The organism is Devosia sp. FJ2-5-3, assembly GCF_029201545.1.
Lineage (GTDB): Bacteria > Pseudomonadota > Alphaproteobacteria > Rhizobiales > Devosiaceae > Devosia.
Window position 1 is genome coordinate 2,172,934 of record NZ_CP104007.1, and the last position, 18,098, is coordinate 2,191,031.

General features: G+C 62.0%; 18 protein-coding genes. 8 read left to right on the top strand and 10 right to left on the bottom strand.

The features are described 5' to 3' along the window. Positions 1-9: 9 nt before the first annotated feature. From N0P34_RS10560 to N0P34_RS10585, 6 genes are all read left to right on the top strand, one after another. Positions 10-1,152 carry a D-alanyl-D-alanine carboxypeptidase family protein gene (locus tag N0P34_RS10560; RefSeq protein WP_275603210.1) on the top strand — a complete coding sequence of 381 codons (1,143 nt, stop codon included), beginning with the start codon at positions 10-12 and terminating at the stop codon, positions 1,150-1,152. Between the two features lie 212 nt (positions 1,153-1,364). Next, positions 1,365-2,051: a dTMP kinase gene (gene tmk, locus N0P34_RS10565; RefSeq protein WP_275603211.1), complete on the top strand. Its 687-nt coding sequence runs from the start codon at positions 1,365-1,367 to the stop codon at positions 2,049-2,051. Next, positions 2,048-3,073: an AAA family ATPase gene (locus N0P34_RS10570; RefSeq protein WP_275603212.1), complete on the top strand. Its 1,026-nt coding sequence runs from the start codon at positions 2,048-2,050 to the stop codon at positions 3,071-3,073. Before tmk ends, N0P34_RS10570 begins: the two co-directional genes overlap by 4 nt. Continuing rightward, positions 3,070-4,620: a methionine--tRNA ligase gene (gene metG / locus N0P34_RS10575; protein ID WP_275603213.1), complete on the top strand. Its 1,551-nt coding sequence runs from the start codon at positions 3,070-3,072 to the stop codon at positions 4,618-4,620. Before N0P34_RS10570 ends, metG begins: the two co-directional genes overlap by 4 nt. Beyond that, positions 4,621-5,397 (top strand): TatD family hydrolase, encoded by a 777-nt coding sequence (locus N0P34_RS10580; RefSeq protein WP_275603214.1) that lies wholly within the window; start codon positions 4,621-4,623, stop codon positions 5,395-5,397. 2 nt (positions 5,398-5,399) lie between these two features. Next, positions 5,400-6,236, top strand: a complete 837-nt coding sequence (locus N0P34_RS10585) for an MBL fold metallo-hydrolase (RefSeq protein WP_275606959.1) — start codon at positions 5,400-5,402, stop codon at positions 6,234-6,236. On the opposite strand, the gene N0P34_RS10590 is transcribed toward N0P34_RS10585, so the two are convergent. Genes N0P34_RS10590 through N0P34_RS10600 form a run of 3 tightly spaced genes read right to left on the bottom strand, consistent with a single transcriptional unit; the run spans position 6,233 to position 8,799 of the window. After that, complete coding sequence (locus tag N0P34_RS10590) at positions 6,233-6,988, bottom strand: SDR family NAD(P)-dependent oxidoreductase (RefSeq protein WP_275603215.1); 756 nt, start codon at positions 6,986-6,988, stop codon at positions 6,233-6,235. The genes N0P34_RS10585 and N0P34_RS10590 overlap by 4 nt on opposite strands. A 57-nt stretch (positions 6,989-7,045) precedes the next feature. Then, positions 7,046-7,747, bottom strand: coding sequence for a creatininase family protein (locus N0P34_RS10595; RefSeq protein WP_275603216.1), 702 nt, complete (start codon positions 7,745-7,747; stop codon positions 7,046-7,048). Next, entirely contained in the window at positions 7,744-8,799 is a 1,056-nt protein-coding gene (locus tag N0P34_RS10600; protein ID WP_275603217.1) for a GntR family transcriptional regulator, read from the bottom strand. The genes N0P34_RS10595 and N0P34_RS10600 overlap by 4 nt, the downstream gene beginning before the upstream one ends. A gap of 104 nt (positions 8,800-8,903) precedes the next feature. On the opposite strand from N0P34_RS10600, the gene N0P34_RS10605 reads away from it, so the two are divergent. Then, positions 8,904-9,848: an isoaspartyl peptidase/L-asparaginase gene (locus N0P34_RS10605; protein WP_275603218.1), complete on the top strand. Its 945-nt coding sequence runs from the start codon at positions 8,904-8,906 to the stop codon at positions 9,846-9,848. Positions 9,849-9,889: 41 nt separating this feature from the next. Further along, positions 9,890-10,918 carry a hypothetical protein gene (locus N0P34_RS10610; RefSeq protein ID WP_275603219.1) on the top strand — a complete coding sequence of 343 codons (1,029 nt, stop codon included), beginning with the start codon at positions 9,890-9,892 and terminating at the stop codon, positions 10,916-10,918. Positions 10,919-11,072: 154 nt separating this feature from the next. Here the strand turns inward: N0P34_RS10610 and N0P34_RS10615 are convergent, their stop codons facing one another. From N0P34_RS10615 to N0P34_RS10645, 7 genes are all read right to left on the bottom strand, one after another. Then, complete coding sequence (locus N0P34_RS10615; protein WP_275606960.1) at positions 11,073-12,047, bottom strand: oligopeptide/dipeptide ABC transporter ATP-binding protein; 975 nt, start codon at positions 12,045-12,047, stop codon at positions 11,073-11,075. 5 nt (positions 12,048-12,052) lie between these two features. Next, entirely contained in the window at positions 12,053-12,871 is an 819-nt protein-coding gene (locus N0P34_RS10620) for an ABC transporter ATP-binding protein (RefSeq protein WP_275603220.1), read from the bottom strand. Further along, positions 12,868-13,734, bottom strand: coding sequence for an ABC transporter permease (locus N0P34_RS10625; RefSeq protein ID WP_275603221.1), 867 nt, complete (start codon positions 13,732-13,734; stop codon positions 12,868-12,870). The genes N0P34_RS10620 and N0P34_RS10625 overlap by 4 nt, the downstream gene beginning before the upstream one ends. Further along, positions 13,731-14,672: an ABC transporter permease gene (locus N0P34_RS10630; protein WP_275603222.1), complete on the bottom strand. Its 942-nt coding sequence runs from the start codon at positions 14,670-14,672 to the stop codon at positions 13,731-13,733. Before N0P34_RS10630 ends, N0P34_RS10625 begins: the two co-directional genes overlap by 4 nt. A 39-nt stretch (positions 14,673-14,711) precedes the next feature. Next, positions 14,712-16,181 carry an ABC transporter substrate-binding protein gene (locus N0P34_RS10635; protein ID WP_275603223.1) on the bottom strand — a complete coding sequence of 490 codons (1,470 nt, stop codon included), beginning with the start codon at positions 16,179-16,181 and terminating at the stop codon, positions 14,712-14,714. Between the two features lie 370 nt (positions 16,182-16,551). Further along, positions 16,552-17,337, bottom strand: a complete 786-nt coding sequence (locus tag N0P34_RS10640) for a DeoR/GlpR family DNA-binding transcription regulator (protein ID WP_275603224.1) — start codon at positions 17,335-17,337, stop codon at positions 16,552-16,554. An 8-nt stretch (positions 17,338-17,345) separates the two neighbouring features. After that, positions 17,346-18,092, bottom strand: a complete 747-nt coding sequence (locus N0P34_RS10645; RefSeq protein WP_275603225.1) for a glycerophosphoryl diester phosphodiesterase — start codon at positions 18,090-18,092, stop codon at positions 17,346-17,348. Positions 18,093-18,098 lie beyond the last annotated feature (6 nt).

The window sequence follows — 18,098 nt, forward strand, 5'->3', positions numbered from 1 at the left end:
GGATTGCCTGTGAGACTGATCCTCGCCATCGTCGCTCTCGCCTTCACCCTGTCACCCGCCTTTGCCCAGGCCCAGTTCGAGACCAAGGCAAAGTTCGCCGTGCTGACGGATTACGAGTCCGGCACCGTCATCTTTCAGAAGGATGCGGACATCCGGCTCGAACCGGCCAGCATGACCAAGCTGATGACGCTAGCTGTGGTGTTCAACGAATTGCGCGCGGGGCGCGTCACCAAGGACGATCTATTCTTCGTGTCCGAAAACGCCTGGCGGACGGGCGGCGCCTCGTCGGGCGGCTCGACCATGTTCGCCGAGCTCAATTCCCAGATCCGGGTCGAAGACCTCATCCGCTCCGTCATCATCCAGTCGGGCAATGACGCGGCCATCGTGCTTGCCGAAGGCATTGCCGGCAGCGAAGCCAGCTTTGCCGCGATGATGAACGAACTCGCCCGTCAGATCGGGCTCGATGATTCCAATTTCACCAATTCCACCGGCCTGCCGGACCCGGACGAATATTCGACCGCGCGGGATTTGGCCGATCTCGGCCGCTACCTCATTCGCGAATTCCCCGAATATTACCACTATTTCTCCGAACCGGAGATGGAGTGGAACGGCATCAAGCAGGCCAACCGCAATTCGCTGATCGATGTCGGCATTGGCGTTGATGGCCTCAAGACCGGTCATACCCAGGCTGCCGGCTATGGCGTCGTGCTCTCGACGGCGCAGGGCGATCGCCGCCTCGTTGCCGTGGTCCACGGTCTCGGTTCGATGCGCGAACGCGCCGAAGAGGGGCGCAAACTCCTCACCTGGGGCATGCGCGCCTTCGAGCGCTTCTCGGCCTATCCGGAGGGCAAGGTCGTCGCCTATGCCGATGTATATGGCGGTGAAAAGAGCAATGTCGCGCTCGTGGGCAATGGCGAGATCGCGCTTTATCTGCCGCGCGGCTCGCGCCAGTGCCTCTCTGCGACGGTCAATTTCGTCAGCCCGCTGATGCCGCCCATCCAGCAGGGCACGCAAATCGCCGAGCTGCAGGTGTTCTGCAATGACCAGCTGGTGCAGACCGCGCCGCTCTACGCCGCGGAGACGGTCGGGCAGGGCGACCTCGTCCGCCGTGCCACCGACGCCCTGAAACAACTCGCGTTGGGTTGGCTCTGAACCATGCCGCAGGCAAATTCGCTCCAGTGGAGCGAGTTTAGGTTCAGAGGCCATGAGAGCTACGCTCGAATGGCGGGCAGGGAGCCCCAATAGCGCTCGCCCCAGTGGCAAAGCCTTGGTGCACGCCTCCAACAGCCCCCATCTCGCCCCAAACCCTTCCCCCGGCCATCCGCTTGCCCTAAAAGAAACCGAACCAACCAACCAGGCGGCACATGCTCGACGCGCCGAAAGACAAACCGGCCCGCTTCATCACCTTCGAAGGGGGTGAAGGCGTAGGCAAATCCACCCAGGTCAAGCGCCTCATGACCAGTCTGGGCCAGCGCGGTGTCACCGCCGTGCGCACGCGCGAGCCCGGCGGCACGCCCAAGGCGGAGGCCATCCGCTCCTATATCCTGCAGGGCCGCTCCGAGAGCTGGGGCCCGGGCGCCGAGGCAGTCCTTTTCGCCTCTGCCCGCCACGACCACGTCACCCAGCTCATCGCGCCCAATCTGTCGCGGGGCACCTGGGTCATCTCCGACCGCTTCTGCGATTCGACCCGCGCCTATCAGGGGCTGACCGGTGGCGTTGATGAAAAGCTCATCGATGCGCTCGAGGATCTGGCGCTCGAGGGCCACGTCCCCGATCTCACCATCGTGCTCGACATGGATCCCGCCATCGCCTTCAAGCGCGTGGAAATGCGCGCCGTCGAGGATGGCCTGGCCCTCACCGGAGACCGCTTCGAGAAGGAAGAGCTCGACTGGCACAGGCGCCTGCGTGACGGCTTCCTCAATATCGCCCGCAACAATCCCGATCGCTGCGTCGTCCTTTCGGCCGAGCAGCCCGAGGAACACCTCGCCGAGGACATCTGGCGGGTCGTGACCGAGCGTTTCCCTGAACTCGGGGCCGGAGCCGGCGCATGAGCGATCCGAACGCGCTCGAAGGCCTGCCGCTCCCCGAGGCGCGCCAGGCGGCCATCGGCCATGACCTTGCCCGCGCCGCCATTCTCGATCAATTGCACCAGCGCCGCCTGCCCGGCGCGATCATGCTCCACGGCCCCCAGGGCGTCGGCAAGGCTACCTTCGCCTTCGAGATGGCCCTCGCCATCCTCACCGCCACGGGCGATGAGGCCCCCGAGCGCGTCCGTGAGCAGGTCGCGGCGCTCTCCTATCCCAATCTCTTCGTGCTGCGCCGCCGCCTCAAGGACGCCAAGGGCTATTATACCGCCATCCGCGTCGAGGATGTGCGCGAGCTGCGCGACGCCCTCCATCACACACGGGGGCGCGCGGGCCATCGCATCGCCATTCTCGACAGCATCGATGACTGCAATCCCTCGGCCGCCAATGCGCTCCTCAAGACGCTGGAGGAGCCCCCGGCCGATACCACCTTCCTGCTGGTTTCCCATCGCCCGGGGCAATTGCTGCCCACCATCAAATCGCGCTGCCACAACATTGCGCTCCGCCCGCTCGAGGCCGCGCTCGTGGAAGAGGTGGTGCGCACCGGCATGCCCGATATCGACGCCGAGACCCTCAACCGTGCCGTGCAGCTGGCCGGTGGCCGCCCGCGCCGCGCCTTCGAGACCCTGGCGCTGGGCGAAAATTCGCCGGTGGGTGCGCTGATCGCCTGGCTGCAGGCCCCAGAAAACATGCCGAATGGCGCGACCCTGCAGCTTGCCGATGCTCTTGGCGCCGATCCGCAGGGGCCGGACATGTCCTTTGCGCGCGAAATCCTATCCGACTGGCTCGCCGACGAAGCCCGCAACGCGGCCTTTGACCGGCAAAGCCGGATGCGGCTTGCCTCAGCCACCGAGCTATGGGACAAGGCACACGCGCTTCTTTTGGAGGCCGACAGCGTCAATCTCGACATGAAACAGACACTTGTCGTGGTGTTTGACGCCATCCGGAAGCACCGAGCAAACACTGCCATTCCCATCGAGCAAGAATGACCGCCAAGCCCTTTTACGTCACGACCGCGATTTCCTATCCCAATGGCGCCCCCCATATCGGGCACGCCTATGAGATGATCGCAACCGACGCCATCGCCCGCTGGAAGCGTCTGGAGGGCCGTGAGGTCTATTTCCTCACCGGCACCGACGAGCACGGCATCAAGATGGTGCAGACGGCGGCCAAGGAAGGCATTCCGGTCAAGGAACTGGCGGATCGCAATGCCGGCGCGTTCAAGAGTCTCGCCGCCGCGCTGAACCTCTCCAATGACGATTTCATCCGCACCACCGAGCCGCGCCACCACGAGGCGTCGCAGGCTATCTGGAAGAAGATGGCTGCCAATTCCAATGGCGACATTTTCCAGTCCACCTATGCCGGCTGGTATTCGGTGCGCGACGAGGCCTATTTCGATGAGGGCGAGCTGACCGAAAAGGATGGCAAGCGCTTTGCCCCTTCCGGCGCCGAAGTCGAATGGGTCGAAGAGCCCACCTTCTTTTTCCGCCTCTCGGCCTATCAGCAGAAGCTGCTCGACCTCTACGAGGCCAACCCGGACTTCATCGCGCCCAAGGAGCGTCGCAACGAGATCATCTCGTTCGTGAAGAGCGGCCTCCAGGACCTGTCGATCTCCCGCACCACCTTCGATTGGGGCATTCCTGTCCCGGGCGCCGAAGGCCATGTAATGTATGTCTGGGTCGATGCCCTGACCAATTACATCACCGGTCTCGGCTACCCGGACGAACAGAGCGCGCTGTTCAAGAAATTCTGGCCGGCGGATCTGCATGTCATCGGCAAGGACATCATTCGCTTCCACACCGTCTACTGGCCCGCATTCCTCATGAGCGCCGGTCTCGAGGTGCAGCACCGCGTCTTCGCCCACGGCTTCCTCACCGTCGACGGCCAGAAGATGAGCAAGTCGCTGGGCAATGTCATCGACCCGTTCCATCTGGTTGAGACCTTCGGCCAGGACGCGGTGCGCTACTTCTTCCTGCGCGAAGTCTCCTTCGGCAATGACGGCGACTATTCCAACGAGAAGCTGGTCAATCGCGTCAATGCGGACCTCGCCAACAATCTTGGCAATCTCGCCCAGCGTTCGCTGTCGATGATCAACAAGAACTGCGAGGCCAGGGTGCCCGCGCTTGGCGAATTGACCGATGCCGACAACGCCATGATCGCCGAAGTCACCGAGGCGCTCGAGACGGCCCAGAAGGCCATGGACCAGCAGCTGGTCCACGAAGCCACCGGCGCCATCATCTCGGCCCTCAGCTCGGCCAATAACTATTTCGCCGCGCAGGAGCCCTGGGCGCTCAAGAAGACCGATCCGGTCCGCATGGCCACCGTCCTCTACGTTACGGCTGATACGGTTCGTCGCCTCGCCATTCCGATGCAGGCTTTCGTTCCGGCATCGGCTGCGCGCCTGCTCGAGCAGCTGGCTGTGCCGGATGACCAGCGTTCACTTGCTGATGCCGCAAATGCTAACGGATTGATAACAAATTCTGACCTGCCGGCACCGCAAGGCGTGTTTGCGCGTCTGGAAAAACCGGTCGAATAAATGCTGATCGATAGTCACTGCCACCTCGATTTCGAGTCCCTCTCCGCCGATCTGGAGGGGGTTTTCGCCCGTGCCGAGGCGGCTGGCGTGACCGGCATGGTCACGATTTCCACACGTGTGGATAACTTTTCCACATATGCGGCGCTGGCCGAGAAATATCCCAATGTGTGGTGCTCGGTCGGCACCCATCCGCACAATGCCGACCAGGAATTGCACATCCAGACCGAGGATCTGGTTCGGCTCAGTGCCCATCCCCGTTGCATTGCCATCGGCGAGGCAGGGCTGGACTATTTCTACGATAACGCACCGCGTGAAGCGCAGGAAACCGGGCTCCGCCGCCATATCGCTGCCGCCCGTTTGACCGGCCTTCCCCTGGTTATCCACAGCCGGCAGGCCGATGACGACATGGCCGCCATCCTCGAAGAGGAAAGCGAGCAGGGGGCGTTCCCCTTCGTCCTGCACTGCTTCACGGCCAGCCGTAACCTTGCCGAGCGGGCATTGGCCTTGGGCGGGTACATCTCCTTTTCCGGGATCATAACCTTCCGGAATGCCAAGGAAATTCAGGAGGTTGCCCAGATCGTGCCGGCCGATCGGTACCTCGTCGAGACCGACGCGCCCTATCTGGCGCCGATCCCGCATCGCGGCCAGCCCAACGAGCCGTCCTATGTCCGCCACACGGCGGAAAAAGTCGCGGAAATCCGTGGGGTCAGCCTCGAGCAGGTCGGTCGCGAAAGCACCGAGAACTTCTTCCGTCTCTTTTCCAAGGCAGCGCGTTGACCATGGTCGAGCCGAACCGGATCGTTGCCACCATTCTGGGTTGTGCTTCGTCCGGCGGCGTGCCGCGCATCGGCAATGTCTGGGGTGCCTGCGATCCCCATGAGCCCCGCAACCGCCGCCGCCGCTGCTCGCTCCTCGTCGAGGGCTGGCGCGAGGGCATTGCTGAGCCAACGCGGATCCTCATCGATACCGGCGCAGATTTGCGCGAACAGTTGCTCGATGCCAATGTCGACCGTGTCGATGCGGTGCTCTACACCCACGAGCATGCCGACCACTCCCACGGCATCGACGATCTGCGCGTCCTGGCGCTGCACAATCGGCGCCGGGTCGATGTTTATTTCACGTCCGAGTGCGGGGATAAGCTGCGGAGCGCATTTGGCTATTGTTTCACGACGCCGCCGGGCAGCAGCTACCCGCCGATTCTCAATGCGCACGAAATTACGGCCGGGGATACGATTGCCGTCGAAGGACCCGGCGGGACGATCGAGGTTTCAAGCTTCCTCCAGATCCACGGCGACATCAATTCCTTGGGCTATAAAATCAAGGGTTTAGCCTATAGCTGTGATCTCTCGGAGCTGCCGGAAGACTCCGCCGAGGCGGTGCAGAACCTCGATTTCTGGATCATCGACGCGCTGCGCCCGACCCCGCATCCGAGCCATCTCAGCCTTCCCGAAACACTCGATCTGATTGAGCGTTTTTCGCCGCGGCAGGCCATTTTGACCAATATGCATATCGATCTCGACTACCACCGGACCGACGCCGAAACGCCGGCGCAGGTAACGCCGGCGTTTGACGGAATGCAGATCGATATCCTCGGCCGCGTGCTGCTCAATCGCTAGGCCCGGCCGCCATCGACGCTGAGAATTTGCCCCGAGATCCAGCCTGCCTGCTCGGAGGCCAGGAAAAGCACTGCATTTGCAATGTCTTCCGGCTGTCCCAAGCGGCGCATATGGATGCCCTCGACAAGTCGTTTCTGGCCATCGGCACCATAGCTTTCCCACTGTCGCTGCGTCGCCGGATTGGACAGGACGAAGCCCGGCGCCACGCTGTTGACCGTGATCCCGTGTGGCCCAAGCTCGAGCGCCAATTGCTTGGTAAGCCCCACCAGCGCATGCTTGGCCGAGCTATAGGCCTGGATGCCGGTGAGGCTCGGCCGTAGCCCAGCCCCGGAGGCAATAGTGACGATACGGCCCCAACCCCTTGCCTTCATCAACGGCGCGACGGCCTGGGCGCAATAGAAGGCACCGTCGACATTGGCCGCGAATAATTGGTGCCAGGCGCTTTCGGAAACATTTTCAAGGGGTTGAGCAACCTGCCCGCGAACGCCTCCGGCAGCCGTAACGAGGATGTCCACCGTCCCCAGACGTTGGGCTATACTCTCCATGGCGTCCAGGACGCTTTGGCGCTCCGAGAGGTCAAGGGTAAGGGTCAGTTCGGCACCCGCCGCCTCGGCCAGCTTCAGGCCATCGGCGTCCATGTCGAGCGCTGCAACGCGTGCCCCGGCCTGGCTCATCGCGGCAACTATGGTCCGACCAATGCCCTGCGCAGCTCCGGTGACGACGACAGTTTTACCCTTAAAATTCAATTGCATAGCGGAAGTTTCTCACGTTTTTGTGGCAGTTCGGTCGAGCAGGTCAGAAGGTATCGTTCATGCCCAACCGTCATCGATCAGCTCGCGCGTTTCAGCGATGGCGACATCCCAGATGGCCTGCATTTCCGCGTCCGGCCGCTGGTAGAAACCGCCAAAATTGCCGTCCCCGATCATATCCTTCACGCCCGCAGCGCCGATGGTCTTCAGCTTGTCGAGGTCGGCCATGGGCTTCTGGAAATCGGGCATGCCGATATTCGACAGTCGGGTCCAAGGGAAGTTCTCCATCCAGGACGCGTGGGACGCGACCGGGTCGATCTCGTGCACTTTCGCCATGGTTTTCGGGGCGTTCCACCAATTGTGCCAGCGCACCCGGCTGTCGGCATGGGCGTTGAGCCATTCCAGCGCAGCGGTCTGTCCGGGATTGTTGCCGCCATGGCCGTTGACGAAGAGAATGCGCCGAAACCCGGTCTTGTGCAGGCTGTCGAGGATGTCGGTGATCACTCGCGAATAGGTCTCCATCCGCAGCGAGATGGTGCCCGGATAGTTCGCGAAATAGGGCGTGATGCCGAAGGAAAGGGCAGGGAATACCGGCACGCCAGAGGGACCGGAAGCCTCCTCCGCGATCCTTTCGGAGAGGATGGAGTCCACCGCATTGCTGAGATAGGCATGCTGCTCCGTTGAGCCCAGTGGGACGATGGCGCGATCATCCGCTTTCAGATAGGCCTCGACCTGGAACCAGTTCATCTGGGCAATCTTCATTGATTTTCCTTGGCATTTTCAGTCTTCCGCAGGGCGTCGAGCCGCGGCAGCACATGCTGGTTGATGAAATTGATATCCGGCGCATACCGGTATTCGAACGCCTGCTGGTCCGGCCGGGTCCGATCGGCGAGCCAGTCCAGCCCGGTGGCGTAGATGATGACGTCGGCTCGCGTAAGGAAGCTTTCGAGCCCGTCATCATCGGCCATGATGACCTCGATGCGTCCGATGTGGGGGGCATAGCGCATGACGCCGGGTTTCATCAGCGCCATGAATTCGGGGAAGATCGAAACAATGCCGACGCTGGCCTGCCGAGTGAGGCCGGCAAGCCGCACCCGGGTTTCCTCCGACGGGAGGAAGTTGATACCCATGACTGGAATATCGGGGCCGAATATCGCCTCCACCTCGGCACGGCGATTGGCCAGGGTGAGGACGATGTCGGCCGGTGGCGGCCGGTCTCCTGCCTCGAGGGCGGCGATGGTGGTCGAGCTCAGCTCGTCGGACCGTGGCAGATGCGGCCGGATACGGTCGGCATAAGCGGCACTTGCGTCCGGAAAATGCCCCACGAGCACAATTTTGAGGCCGTCCGAACTCTGGAAGCGCAGATGATTGGCGCGGGCGTTGAGCAGTGTCGCCAGTTCCGCCGGCCCCATCCCGGCGTCCTTGCCCAGATGCAGCAGAACATCTATGGCCGGCCGGAGCGTTTCGAAGGCTGCCAGGTCTGGAAGGTGATCGTTGGGGGCAACGAAGGTGCCGGCGCTGCCGCGCGTTTCGATCAGCCGCTGGCGCTTGAGCTCGTTGTAGACCCCGACCACGGTCATCGGCGCTATCCCCGCCCGCTCCGCAAGTTCGCGCACCGGCGGAAGGCGTGTTCCGGCAGCCAGGTCGCCAAGGGCGATGCCGTATTGGATGAGCCCCGAGAGCTGGACGCCAAGGGGCACGGACAAGTCACGATCGAGTCCTGCCGCCAGCATGGCGAGGATATCTATATTTCCTATGGCCTGCCCGGCTCTGTTGGGCGGCGTGATGTCGGTCTTGCCGTCCCTACTTGACATGCCCAGCCAATCTGGCTCCCTTGGTGCCTGTTGTTCTAATCGAATAGAACAAGGTTGATCGCAGTTTTCAGCGATTGGCAAGCGTCGGGAGAGGCGGGGACATAATGGCCAGTCTGGTAATCCATGGGGGCGCGGGCACTATTCCGCGGGCCAATTTTACGCCGGAGAGCTACCAGGCCGCCCGAAATGGGCTCGCCGATGCCCTCAGGTCAGGATGGGCCATCTTGTCCGCTGGCGGTTTGGCCGTCGATGCCGTGGAGGCGGCGGTCGTCGCGCTCGAAAACCATCCGAGCTTCAATGCCGGCCATGGCGCCGTCCTCAATGCCGCCGGATACCATGAGCTCGACGCCGCCATCATGGACGGGCGCGATCGGGCGGCCGGTGCAATCGCCTCGGCCCGCACCATCCGCAATCCCATCCGCGCGGCGCGCCGCGTCATGGAGGCGAGCGATTGCGTTCTTTTGTCCGGGGCCGGGGCAGATGCATTTGCACGCGAGCAAGGGTTGGACATCGTCGAGCAGGAATACTTCACAACGGCGCTGCGCCGGGAGCACTGGACGCGCGCTGACGAGGAACGGCGCGGCCTTCTCAAGCGCGAGCGCAGCGAAGCGGAAAAGCACGGGACGGTGGGCGCGGTTGCCTGTGACGATAAGGGCAACCTTGCCGCCGCCACCTCCACCGGCGGATATACCTACAAGCGGGCAGGGCGTGTGGGAGACACCCCCGTCATTGGCGCTGGCACTTATGCCCGCAATGGCGTCGTCGCCGTGTCCTGTACCGGACTGGGCGAATATTTCATTCGTCGCGGCACATCGCATGATATCGCCGCCAGGATCCGATACCGCAATGAAAGCCTGGAAGAGGCCACGGCCGCGGCTATCGCCGAGCTCAGCGCCGACAAATGCGGGGCAGGGCTCATTGCCGTCGACGCGAAGGGCAATATCGCCATGCCGCACAATACCGAAGGCATGTATCGCGGTGCGGTTTCGGCCGACGGCAAGATCTCAATTGGCATCTATGCTGATGATTTTTCACCCATCGACGCCTGATGGTGTCGCGGGAACTGGGCTTCTGAGAGATATTTCCGCCAATGGCATATGCAGTTAGTTTTTCCGGACCGTCATTCAGCGCGGATTTCGTCGGTCTCTTCACCCATCAGCTGCAAGCGAGTGCGCTCAGGCCAGGCGAAATTTGCCTTTGTATTACCGACACGGCCTGGGACCCTGCCTACGGCGCGGCCTGCATGGCTGCTGCAAGGGCGTTGGGCGCAGAGGCCTTTCTGTCGACGTTTGCCTGGAACGAGGAAGCGTCGCCCAAGGCTCTGGCCGCATTGGCTGGTGTTGCTGACTTGATCGTCTACATGACCTCGCAGCGGCTGCACTACCGCGGGGAGATCGCAGAAGCGCTGGCGCGCGGTGCGCGCGTACTCTGCTGCATGGAGCAGCCGCACGTCCTCCATCGGTTAAAGGCCGACCCGGATGTGAAACGGCGTGCCTTGGCTGGAGCCAGACTGCTGGACGTGGCTCGGAAGATCAGGATTACGTCCTCTGCAGGCACCGATCTCGTCATGGACAAGACCGGGCGCGGCGCTCTGGCGAACTATGGCGCATCGGACACGCCGGGCCATCTCGATTTCTGGGGGCTTGGTGCGGTGCAATCAGCGCAACTGGAAGGCACCACGACGGGCAGGCTCGTTCTGGATATCGGCGATTGCTGCTTTCACATCGGACGGTTCGTCGAGAGCAAGACGATCCTGGAATTTGACGCAGGCAAGCTGGTGGCAATCGAGGGCGGACTCGATGCCAGACTGATCCGGGCCGAGCTCGAGGCGGCCGGCGATGGCGCCATGGTCGCCGGGCACATGGCCTGGGGTGTGGACCGTCGTGCACGGTGGACCCAGATGATCACCCAGACGCCCAATACGGGCGGCGGCGGCGCCGACAGCGAAAGCACTTATGGAGCAATCCAGGTCGAGATCGGCAGCAATGACGATATCGGTTTCAAGGGCAGGAACCGCAGCCGCGCTCATCTTGGGCTGTGTCTGCGCAACGCCAGTCTTTATCTCGACGGTGCCCCGATCATCGAGGACGGTGCATTCGTGCCACCAGACCTGGCCTAGATTTTCCGAAGCGTACAAGGTGGGCGCCGCTGTGGCGACCCACCGACGATGACGGAAAGCATAATACGGCTCCCGGTCCTTTCGCCGCGGGGCGGCACCGAGACCACCTCAGGTCACGGTGCGCCCTGCAATAGGACGCACCTGACGCCAAAAATCACGCTCCCGCTGCACTGTCGAGGGCGTTCCCTGGGATGAAGCGGCAGGAGACACTGTGACCCTTGGCTATTTCGTGCAGGGGAGCGGTCCCCGTTCGCACATGGTCTTCGCCGAAACAGCAGGCACCGATCCCGTCGTGCCCGGTGTCGAAGCGAAGGTCCGGCGGGGCGCGCTGCAGACGCTCGCGTTGCAGCGCCGGGTCCGGGACCGGAACGGCGTCGAGCAGCATGCGCGTGTAGGGATGGCGGGGCGCACGGTAGACCTGCTCGGTATCGCCGATTTCCACGATCTGACCGGAATACATTACCGCCACGCGGTCAGCGACTTCGCGGACAATGGCAAGGTCATGGGCGATGAAGAGATAGGACAGGCCAAGCTTCTGCTGCAGGGATTGCAGCAGATTGACGATCTGCGCCTGGGTGCGCACATCCAGCGCCGAAACGGGCTCGTCGCATACGACAAAATCCGGGTTAACGGCCAGGGCGCGGGCGATAACAATTCGTTGCCGCTGACCTCCGGAAAATTCATGAGGGTAGCGATGGACGATGCCAGGATCCATGCTAACGGTCTCGAGCAATTCGGCGACCCGTCCAGCTACCTGATCTGCAGGCACCGATCGATGAACCTGCAAAGGCTCGGCCAGCGTCTGGCCGATCGTCATGCGCGGGTGCAGGCTTGAGTAGGGATTTTGCAGAACGAATTGCATGTGCCGACGCATGGCCCGCAGCCGTCCCCCGTTCATACCGGTCAGCTCCTCGCCAAGGAGTTTTACCGAACCGGAGGAGGCGCGGAGGAGCTGCAGGACCGCCCGCCCTGTGGTGGTTTTCCCAGATCCCGACTGGCCGACAAGGCCAAGCGTCTGGCCCGGCATGATATCGAAACTTGCCCGGTTGACTGCCTGGACAGGCCCGAAATTGATCGTCAAATCCCGCACTTGCAGGATGGGCGTGGCGCCTGTCGTCATATCGTCCATCTGGGTCACCGCGAAATTTCCTCCAGATCCAGCCGCGGAACCGCTTCAAGGAGGGCCCGCGTGTAGTCGTGTTCTGGGGAGGCAAAGATCGCGTCTACAGGGCCGGACTCAACGATGGAGCCGCCATACATGACGTTGACCCGCTCTACCATGCCCGCGACCACGCCGAAATCATGCGTAATGAGCATCAGGGACATGCCGCGTTCTTCTCTGAGGCGCATCAGGAGCCTCAGGATTTGCGCCTGGACGGTGACGTCCAGCGCCGTGGTCGGTTCGTCGGCGATGAGCAGATCCGGATCGCAGGAAATCGCTATCGCAATGAGCACGCGTTGGCGCATGCCACCCGAGAACTGGTGGGGATGATCGTTGGCCCGAAGGCGAGCATTTGGAATGCCCACCTGCTCCAGCAGTTCAACGGTGCGATCCCGAGCGGCTTTGGGCGGGAGCCCCAAATGGCGCATGATCATGTCATCGACCTGTGCGCCGATCGTCATCACGGGATTGAGCGACGTCATGGGGTCCTGGAACACCATTGCGATCTTGCGGCCGCGAACGTCACGCATCTCCGTTTCGCTGATGCGGAGAAGGTCGCTCCCCTGAAATTCTACTGACCCGCCCAGCGCAATGCGGCTGCCTTCGGCAGCCAGACGCATCAGCGCCCGCGCCGTGACACTTTTCCCGCAGCCGGATTCGCCGACGAATCCCACTGCCTCGCCCCGGGCGATGTCGAAGGAAATTCCGCGGACTGCGCGAATCGTCTCGCGTCGCGTGACGATTTCAGCGGTGAGGTTTGTGACCTTGAGCAGTTTGTCCGCCGAGCTCATCGCCTGTTCCCCACGTCGAGCACTTCCCGCAGACCGTTGGCGAGAACGATAAAGGTCAAGGTGGCGAAGATGATCGCGACGGCCGGCCCCACGACTGTGAGCGGCGCCAGCTCCATGAACTGCCGTGCCTCGGCCAGCATGCCCCCCCAATTCGGGTCCGGGGGCGGTGGCCCCATGCCTAGGAAGGAGAGAGCGGTCACGGTGAAGATGGCTTGGGAAAGGGTGAGGCTGGTCGCGACCACGATCGGGGAAATAACCATGGGCAGGATATGGCGCGTGACCAGACGGAACTCGCTCATCCCGATGCTGCGGGCCGCCTCGACGTGGTCCCATTTCTTTACGCTCAGGACCGGACCGCGAACCACCCTCGCCATGGCCGGCGTATAGACGATGGCTATGGTCAGGATGAGGTTGGTCAAGGTCGGGCCGAGTGCTGCGACCACGGCAATGGCGAGCAGAAAGACTGGAAAGGCAAAGACGACGTCGAGAACGCGCATGATCACTTCATCGACGACACCCCCGACATAACCGGACAGAAGACCGAGCACGAGGCCGGCCGCAAGGGCCAGAGCGACGGCGACAATGGTGATCAGCAGCGTTGTTCGCCCACCCATGAGAAGGCGGCTGAGCACGTCCCGACCAATCAAATCGGTCCCAAGCCAATGCGCTGCGCTCGGTCCCTCAAGCGAATTGGGAGACGTTACCGATGCATCGAACGGGGTGATCCAGGGCGCCAGGACAGTGACGACGACCATGATTGTCAGCATGACCAGGCCAAGGGTCAGCAGCACGACGCCATTGGCCGGCCCGGGGCGAGGTGGCGCGGCGGCAAGAGCGGGGGCGGGGCTATCGAGAGGGCTCATGACTTCGCCCTCGCATCGGCTCGCGCATAGGCGACGTCGACCAGCATGTTGACTAAGACGACGACAGTGGCGGCAACGAGAACAATGGCCTGGATCACCGGGTAGTCGCGGCTGGTGATGGAATCGAACAGATATTGCCCCATGCCGGGGATGGCGAAGATTGTTTCCACCAGAATACTCCCGCCGAGCAATGAGGCGACCTGCAGACCGGTGACCGTGATGACCGGGGTGAGCGCGTTGCGGACCAGGTAGTTGCGCAGCACGGCCCCGGGTTTGAGGCCTTTGGCACGCGCGACCATGACGAAATCCTGGTTGGACACTTCCAGAACGGCGGCACGCGTATTTTCCGAAATGGTGACCGAGACTGCCAGGGCCAGGGCGAACCCAGGCAGGAGAAGGCTCGTGATATTGGCCAAGGGATCGACCAGAAACGGGGTGTAGCCGAAAATCGACAATTGCGGGAAATACAGGCCGGCCAAGAGGACGATCAGGGTGCCGACAACGAAATTGGGTACCGCAAGACTGAGACCGTTGAAGATGCGCACGATCCAGTCGACGCGTCCGCGAAGGCGCGCTGAAGCGAGCCCGGTCACCACCCCGATCACCATCGCCATGATTGCCGCAATCGTCGTCAGCTGAAAGGTCACCACGAAACGCGGCCCGATTTCCTGAAGGACGGGGCGCTTGGTGACGAAGGAATTGCCGAGGTCACCGGTCAAGGCGCCACCAAGCCATAGGAAATATTGCTCGATGAGCGGGCGGTCGATGCCGAGCTCCTGCCGAATTTGGGCCATAACTTCCTCGCCGACGCTGCTTGTTCCAGCGGCGGCAAGGGCGAAGTCCCCGGGAAGCGCTCTCATCAGCATGAAGGCGGTGAAGGAAACGCCCAGTAAGATTGCCAATGTCCAGGCAAGCCGGACGAAAACCAGACGTACCATCAGAAAGAAACCGTCATGCAATGCGCTCCGTTTGCGAGCCTATTTGTTGACCGCAGTTTGCCGGACAAAGGAGCGTGTGTTGGCCGCCAGTGGCTCATAGCCTTCCACATAGTTCCACCAGAGTTCCCAGCGAAGGGGATACTGATAGACCTGCAGGACATAGGCGTTGTCGGCGATGTAGCGCTGGATTTGCCCCACCTTGGCGGCTCGGGCCGCATTGTCGAGGATGGTCCGTGCCTCATCGATCATGGTGTCCAAAGCGGCATCGGAATAGCCTTGGGCGCGGCCAAAATCGCTCGTCGACTTGAAGCGCTGAAGGATTGCGTCGGAGTCCGGCGTCCAGGAAAGGGCGACCGAGAGCAAGGTGGGGTAGGTGCCCGAATTCCACATCTCGAGAAGCGGCGCCGTTTCCATTGGTGTCAACTTGACGTTGATGCCGGCTGCGGCCCATTGCTGCTGGAGGATTTGAGCGCAGGCTACATCGAGCGGGTTGGCAGCAACCACGATGTACTCGCCGATGTCGATGCCATCGGCGTGTCCCGCCTCGGCCAAAAGGGCGCGGGCGCCTTCAGGGTCATAACTGTAATATGGCAGTTCACCGACGCCGTCGTAGCCGCCGACCTGGCTCTCCGGGATCACGGCGCCAACCTTGCCTGAGCCACCAAGGACGGTCTGCAGCGCGGCGTTGCGGTCGGTCGCCAGGCTCAGCGCACGCCGCACCCGTACGTCGTCAAACGGCGCGGCTTTGAGGTTGAGCCAGACCGGGAAGGTCCTCGACGTCTGCCCAGGGGCAGAGATCAGATCGGGCGAAGTCTTGGCGATCTGGCCGGCCACGCGAGGGTCCTTCAGCCAGGTCATGTCGATAGCCTTGGACCGCAGGGCGGACGTAATGGTCGCCTGATCCTTGTAGAACTTGAAAACGACCGTTGAGACCTTCGGCAGGCCTTCTTCGTAATAGTCGGGATTTGCCTTGAGCACGAACTGCTGGTTAGGTTCGTAGGACTCGAAGACGAAGGGACCCGTTCCAACCGGCTGTGCGTCAAGGTTGTCGACCCCCTTGGGGGAGATGACGCCGTCGGGGTTTGTCGCCATGTAGTTGAGAAAAGCGGCGTCGGGAGCAGCGAGCTCGAACTTCACCGTCAATGGGTCAATCACGGTTACCGCATTGATGCCAGAATATTGGGCCCGCAGGCGGCTCTTGCTGTCGGGATTGAGGATGCGATCGAAGGTATGCTTGACATCCTCAGCGCTAAACGGCTGCCCGTTGTGAAATTTTACGTTGTCACGCAGCTTGAATATGTAGGTTACATCGTCGGGCTGTTCGTAGCTGAGGGCCAGATCAGGCTCGATCTGCATATCGGCCGTCCAGCGCAGAAGCCCGGTATACATAAGGGAAAGAAAGTCATAGGACGAAAACGCCGTTACCGTCACGGGATCGAGCCCGATCGGATCCGCATCGGCCCCGATGGTCAACGTGCCTCCCTCGGCTGCGCGCACGACCCCGAACATCGGTCCCCCCGCCACGAGAACGCCTGTCGCCAAGGACAGCCTGAGCAGGTTGCGTCGAGACAGTGCTGGCAAACTTGAGGCCTCAGGCAGGTGCAGGGTCTCGGTCTTTTTCATCTTGGTTCCTCCCGATGCGTTTGGTCCGGCAGTTCAGCGGCCCGACCGCCAACCGAAAAGCCGCTGGCTCGGGCGAACGTCGTGGACTGCGCAGTGGCGTGACAGTGCAGGGGTGGCACGAGCCCTGTAAATCCCAGGAAGTTCCGCGACGCGGAAAACTTCTCACGCGGCAGATTGGGTGCCAGGCTGATCGCCTATCACGGGATCAGACCTCAGGTTTTTCGTAATGGAAGATCCGGAAGCCGACCGCCACTTCCTACTCGGTTTCGCTGCCGCAAATCGCAACGTGGATTCCGGCCTCGGCGAGGACGCCCGCTGCTTTGCCGTCGGATGGAAGCTTGTCCGTGAAAAAATGCGTTATGCTGTCCAGCCGGGCAACGCGAACGGAAGCTTCGCGGGTCCATTTGCTGGCGTCTGCAGCAAGGAATGTCAGGCGAGCATTGCTCATCAGCTTCTGCGTCAGTTGGGCTTCGCTGTAGCTGTAGTCCAAAATACCCTTTTCCAGATCAAGAGCGCCGGCACCGAAGATCGCATGAGAGGCGTAGAATTTCTCGAAATAGTCCAGGGTATCAGGGCCGACCACGTCGCGGTCATTGTGGCGCATGAGTCCACCCGTAAGGTGAACTTCGATCTGCGGGGTATCGGACAGGGTCAGGGCGACGTCGATATTGTTGGTCACCACTCGAAGCTTGTCGTGGTCCCGCAAGGCTTTTGCGACGAATTGAACGGTGCTTCCGATGCCCATGAAAATAGTGGAGCCGGGCGGGATGGCCGCCGCCACCTGCTCGGCGATGTCCTGCTTTGCGGCCGAGTGTAATGCCGCACGAGCGTTGACCGACAGATTGCGCAGCTGGATGGGCAGGTCCACGCCGCCGTGAAAGCGGCGCGCAAAACCAAGATCGCAGAGTGAATTGATATCGCGGCGGATCGTCTGCGTGGTCAGGTCATAGCGCTGGGCGAGTTGCTCGATATATTGAGCGCCCTCCGTTTCGATCAGCGCGATTATATCGCGTTGTCTGTCCGATAGCTTGTCCTGGCCCATGGCCGCCCTTACCCCAGATAGATTTCAGGGCTGTCGGTGATCACCCCGGTCAGGCCCGCTCTCCAGAAGGAAACGAGCTCAAGCGGGTCATTGCTGGTCCATGCGCGCACCTTGATCCCCTTAACTGCGGTCTGTTCAAGAAGGCCGATGCTCAGGCCCTTGAAATGGGCGTGAATGCTGGTCGCCGGAATTTGGGCCAGCAGGGCCTCCCAATTATCCGGCACACGATCCCAGAGCATGGCCAGTTCAAGGTCTGGCGCGAGACGGTGCATGGCCTTGAGGCATTCCGGATCGAAGCTCGAGATCATGATCTGCATATGCGCCGGACGCCTGGTGATTTCGGCGTGCACAGCATTGACCAATTGGTCGAGCGACTGGTGATGCGGGTGTTGCTTGATCTCGACATTGATGTTGAGGCCAAACTCACCCAGCGCCTGGATGACCGCGCCGAGCGTGGGAATGCGTTCGCCGGCATAATTTGAGTTGAACCAACTGCCGCCGTCCAGTGTAGCGATCTGGGCGGCAGTCAACTTGCCCAGATTGCCCTTGCCGGAGGATGTGCGATCAACGCTGTCGTCGTGGATGACGATAAGCTCGCCGTCGGCGCTGAGCGCCACGTCTAGCTCGACCCATTTCGCGCCTTGTTCCGCAGCGGCTCGAAAGGCCGCAATGGTGTTTTCCGGAGCGATCGCAGAGGCGCCCCGATGGGCCTGGACTTCGTCCCGGTCGGGGCCGGGCAGTGAGGAGATGGTCATGGTCGA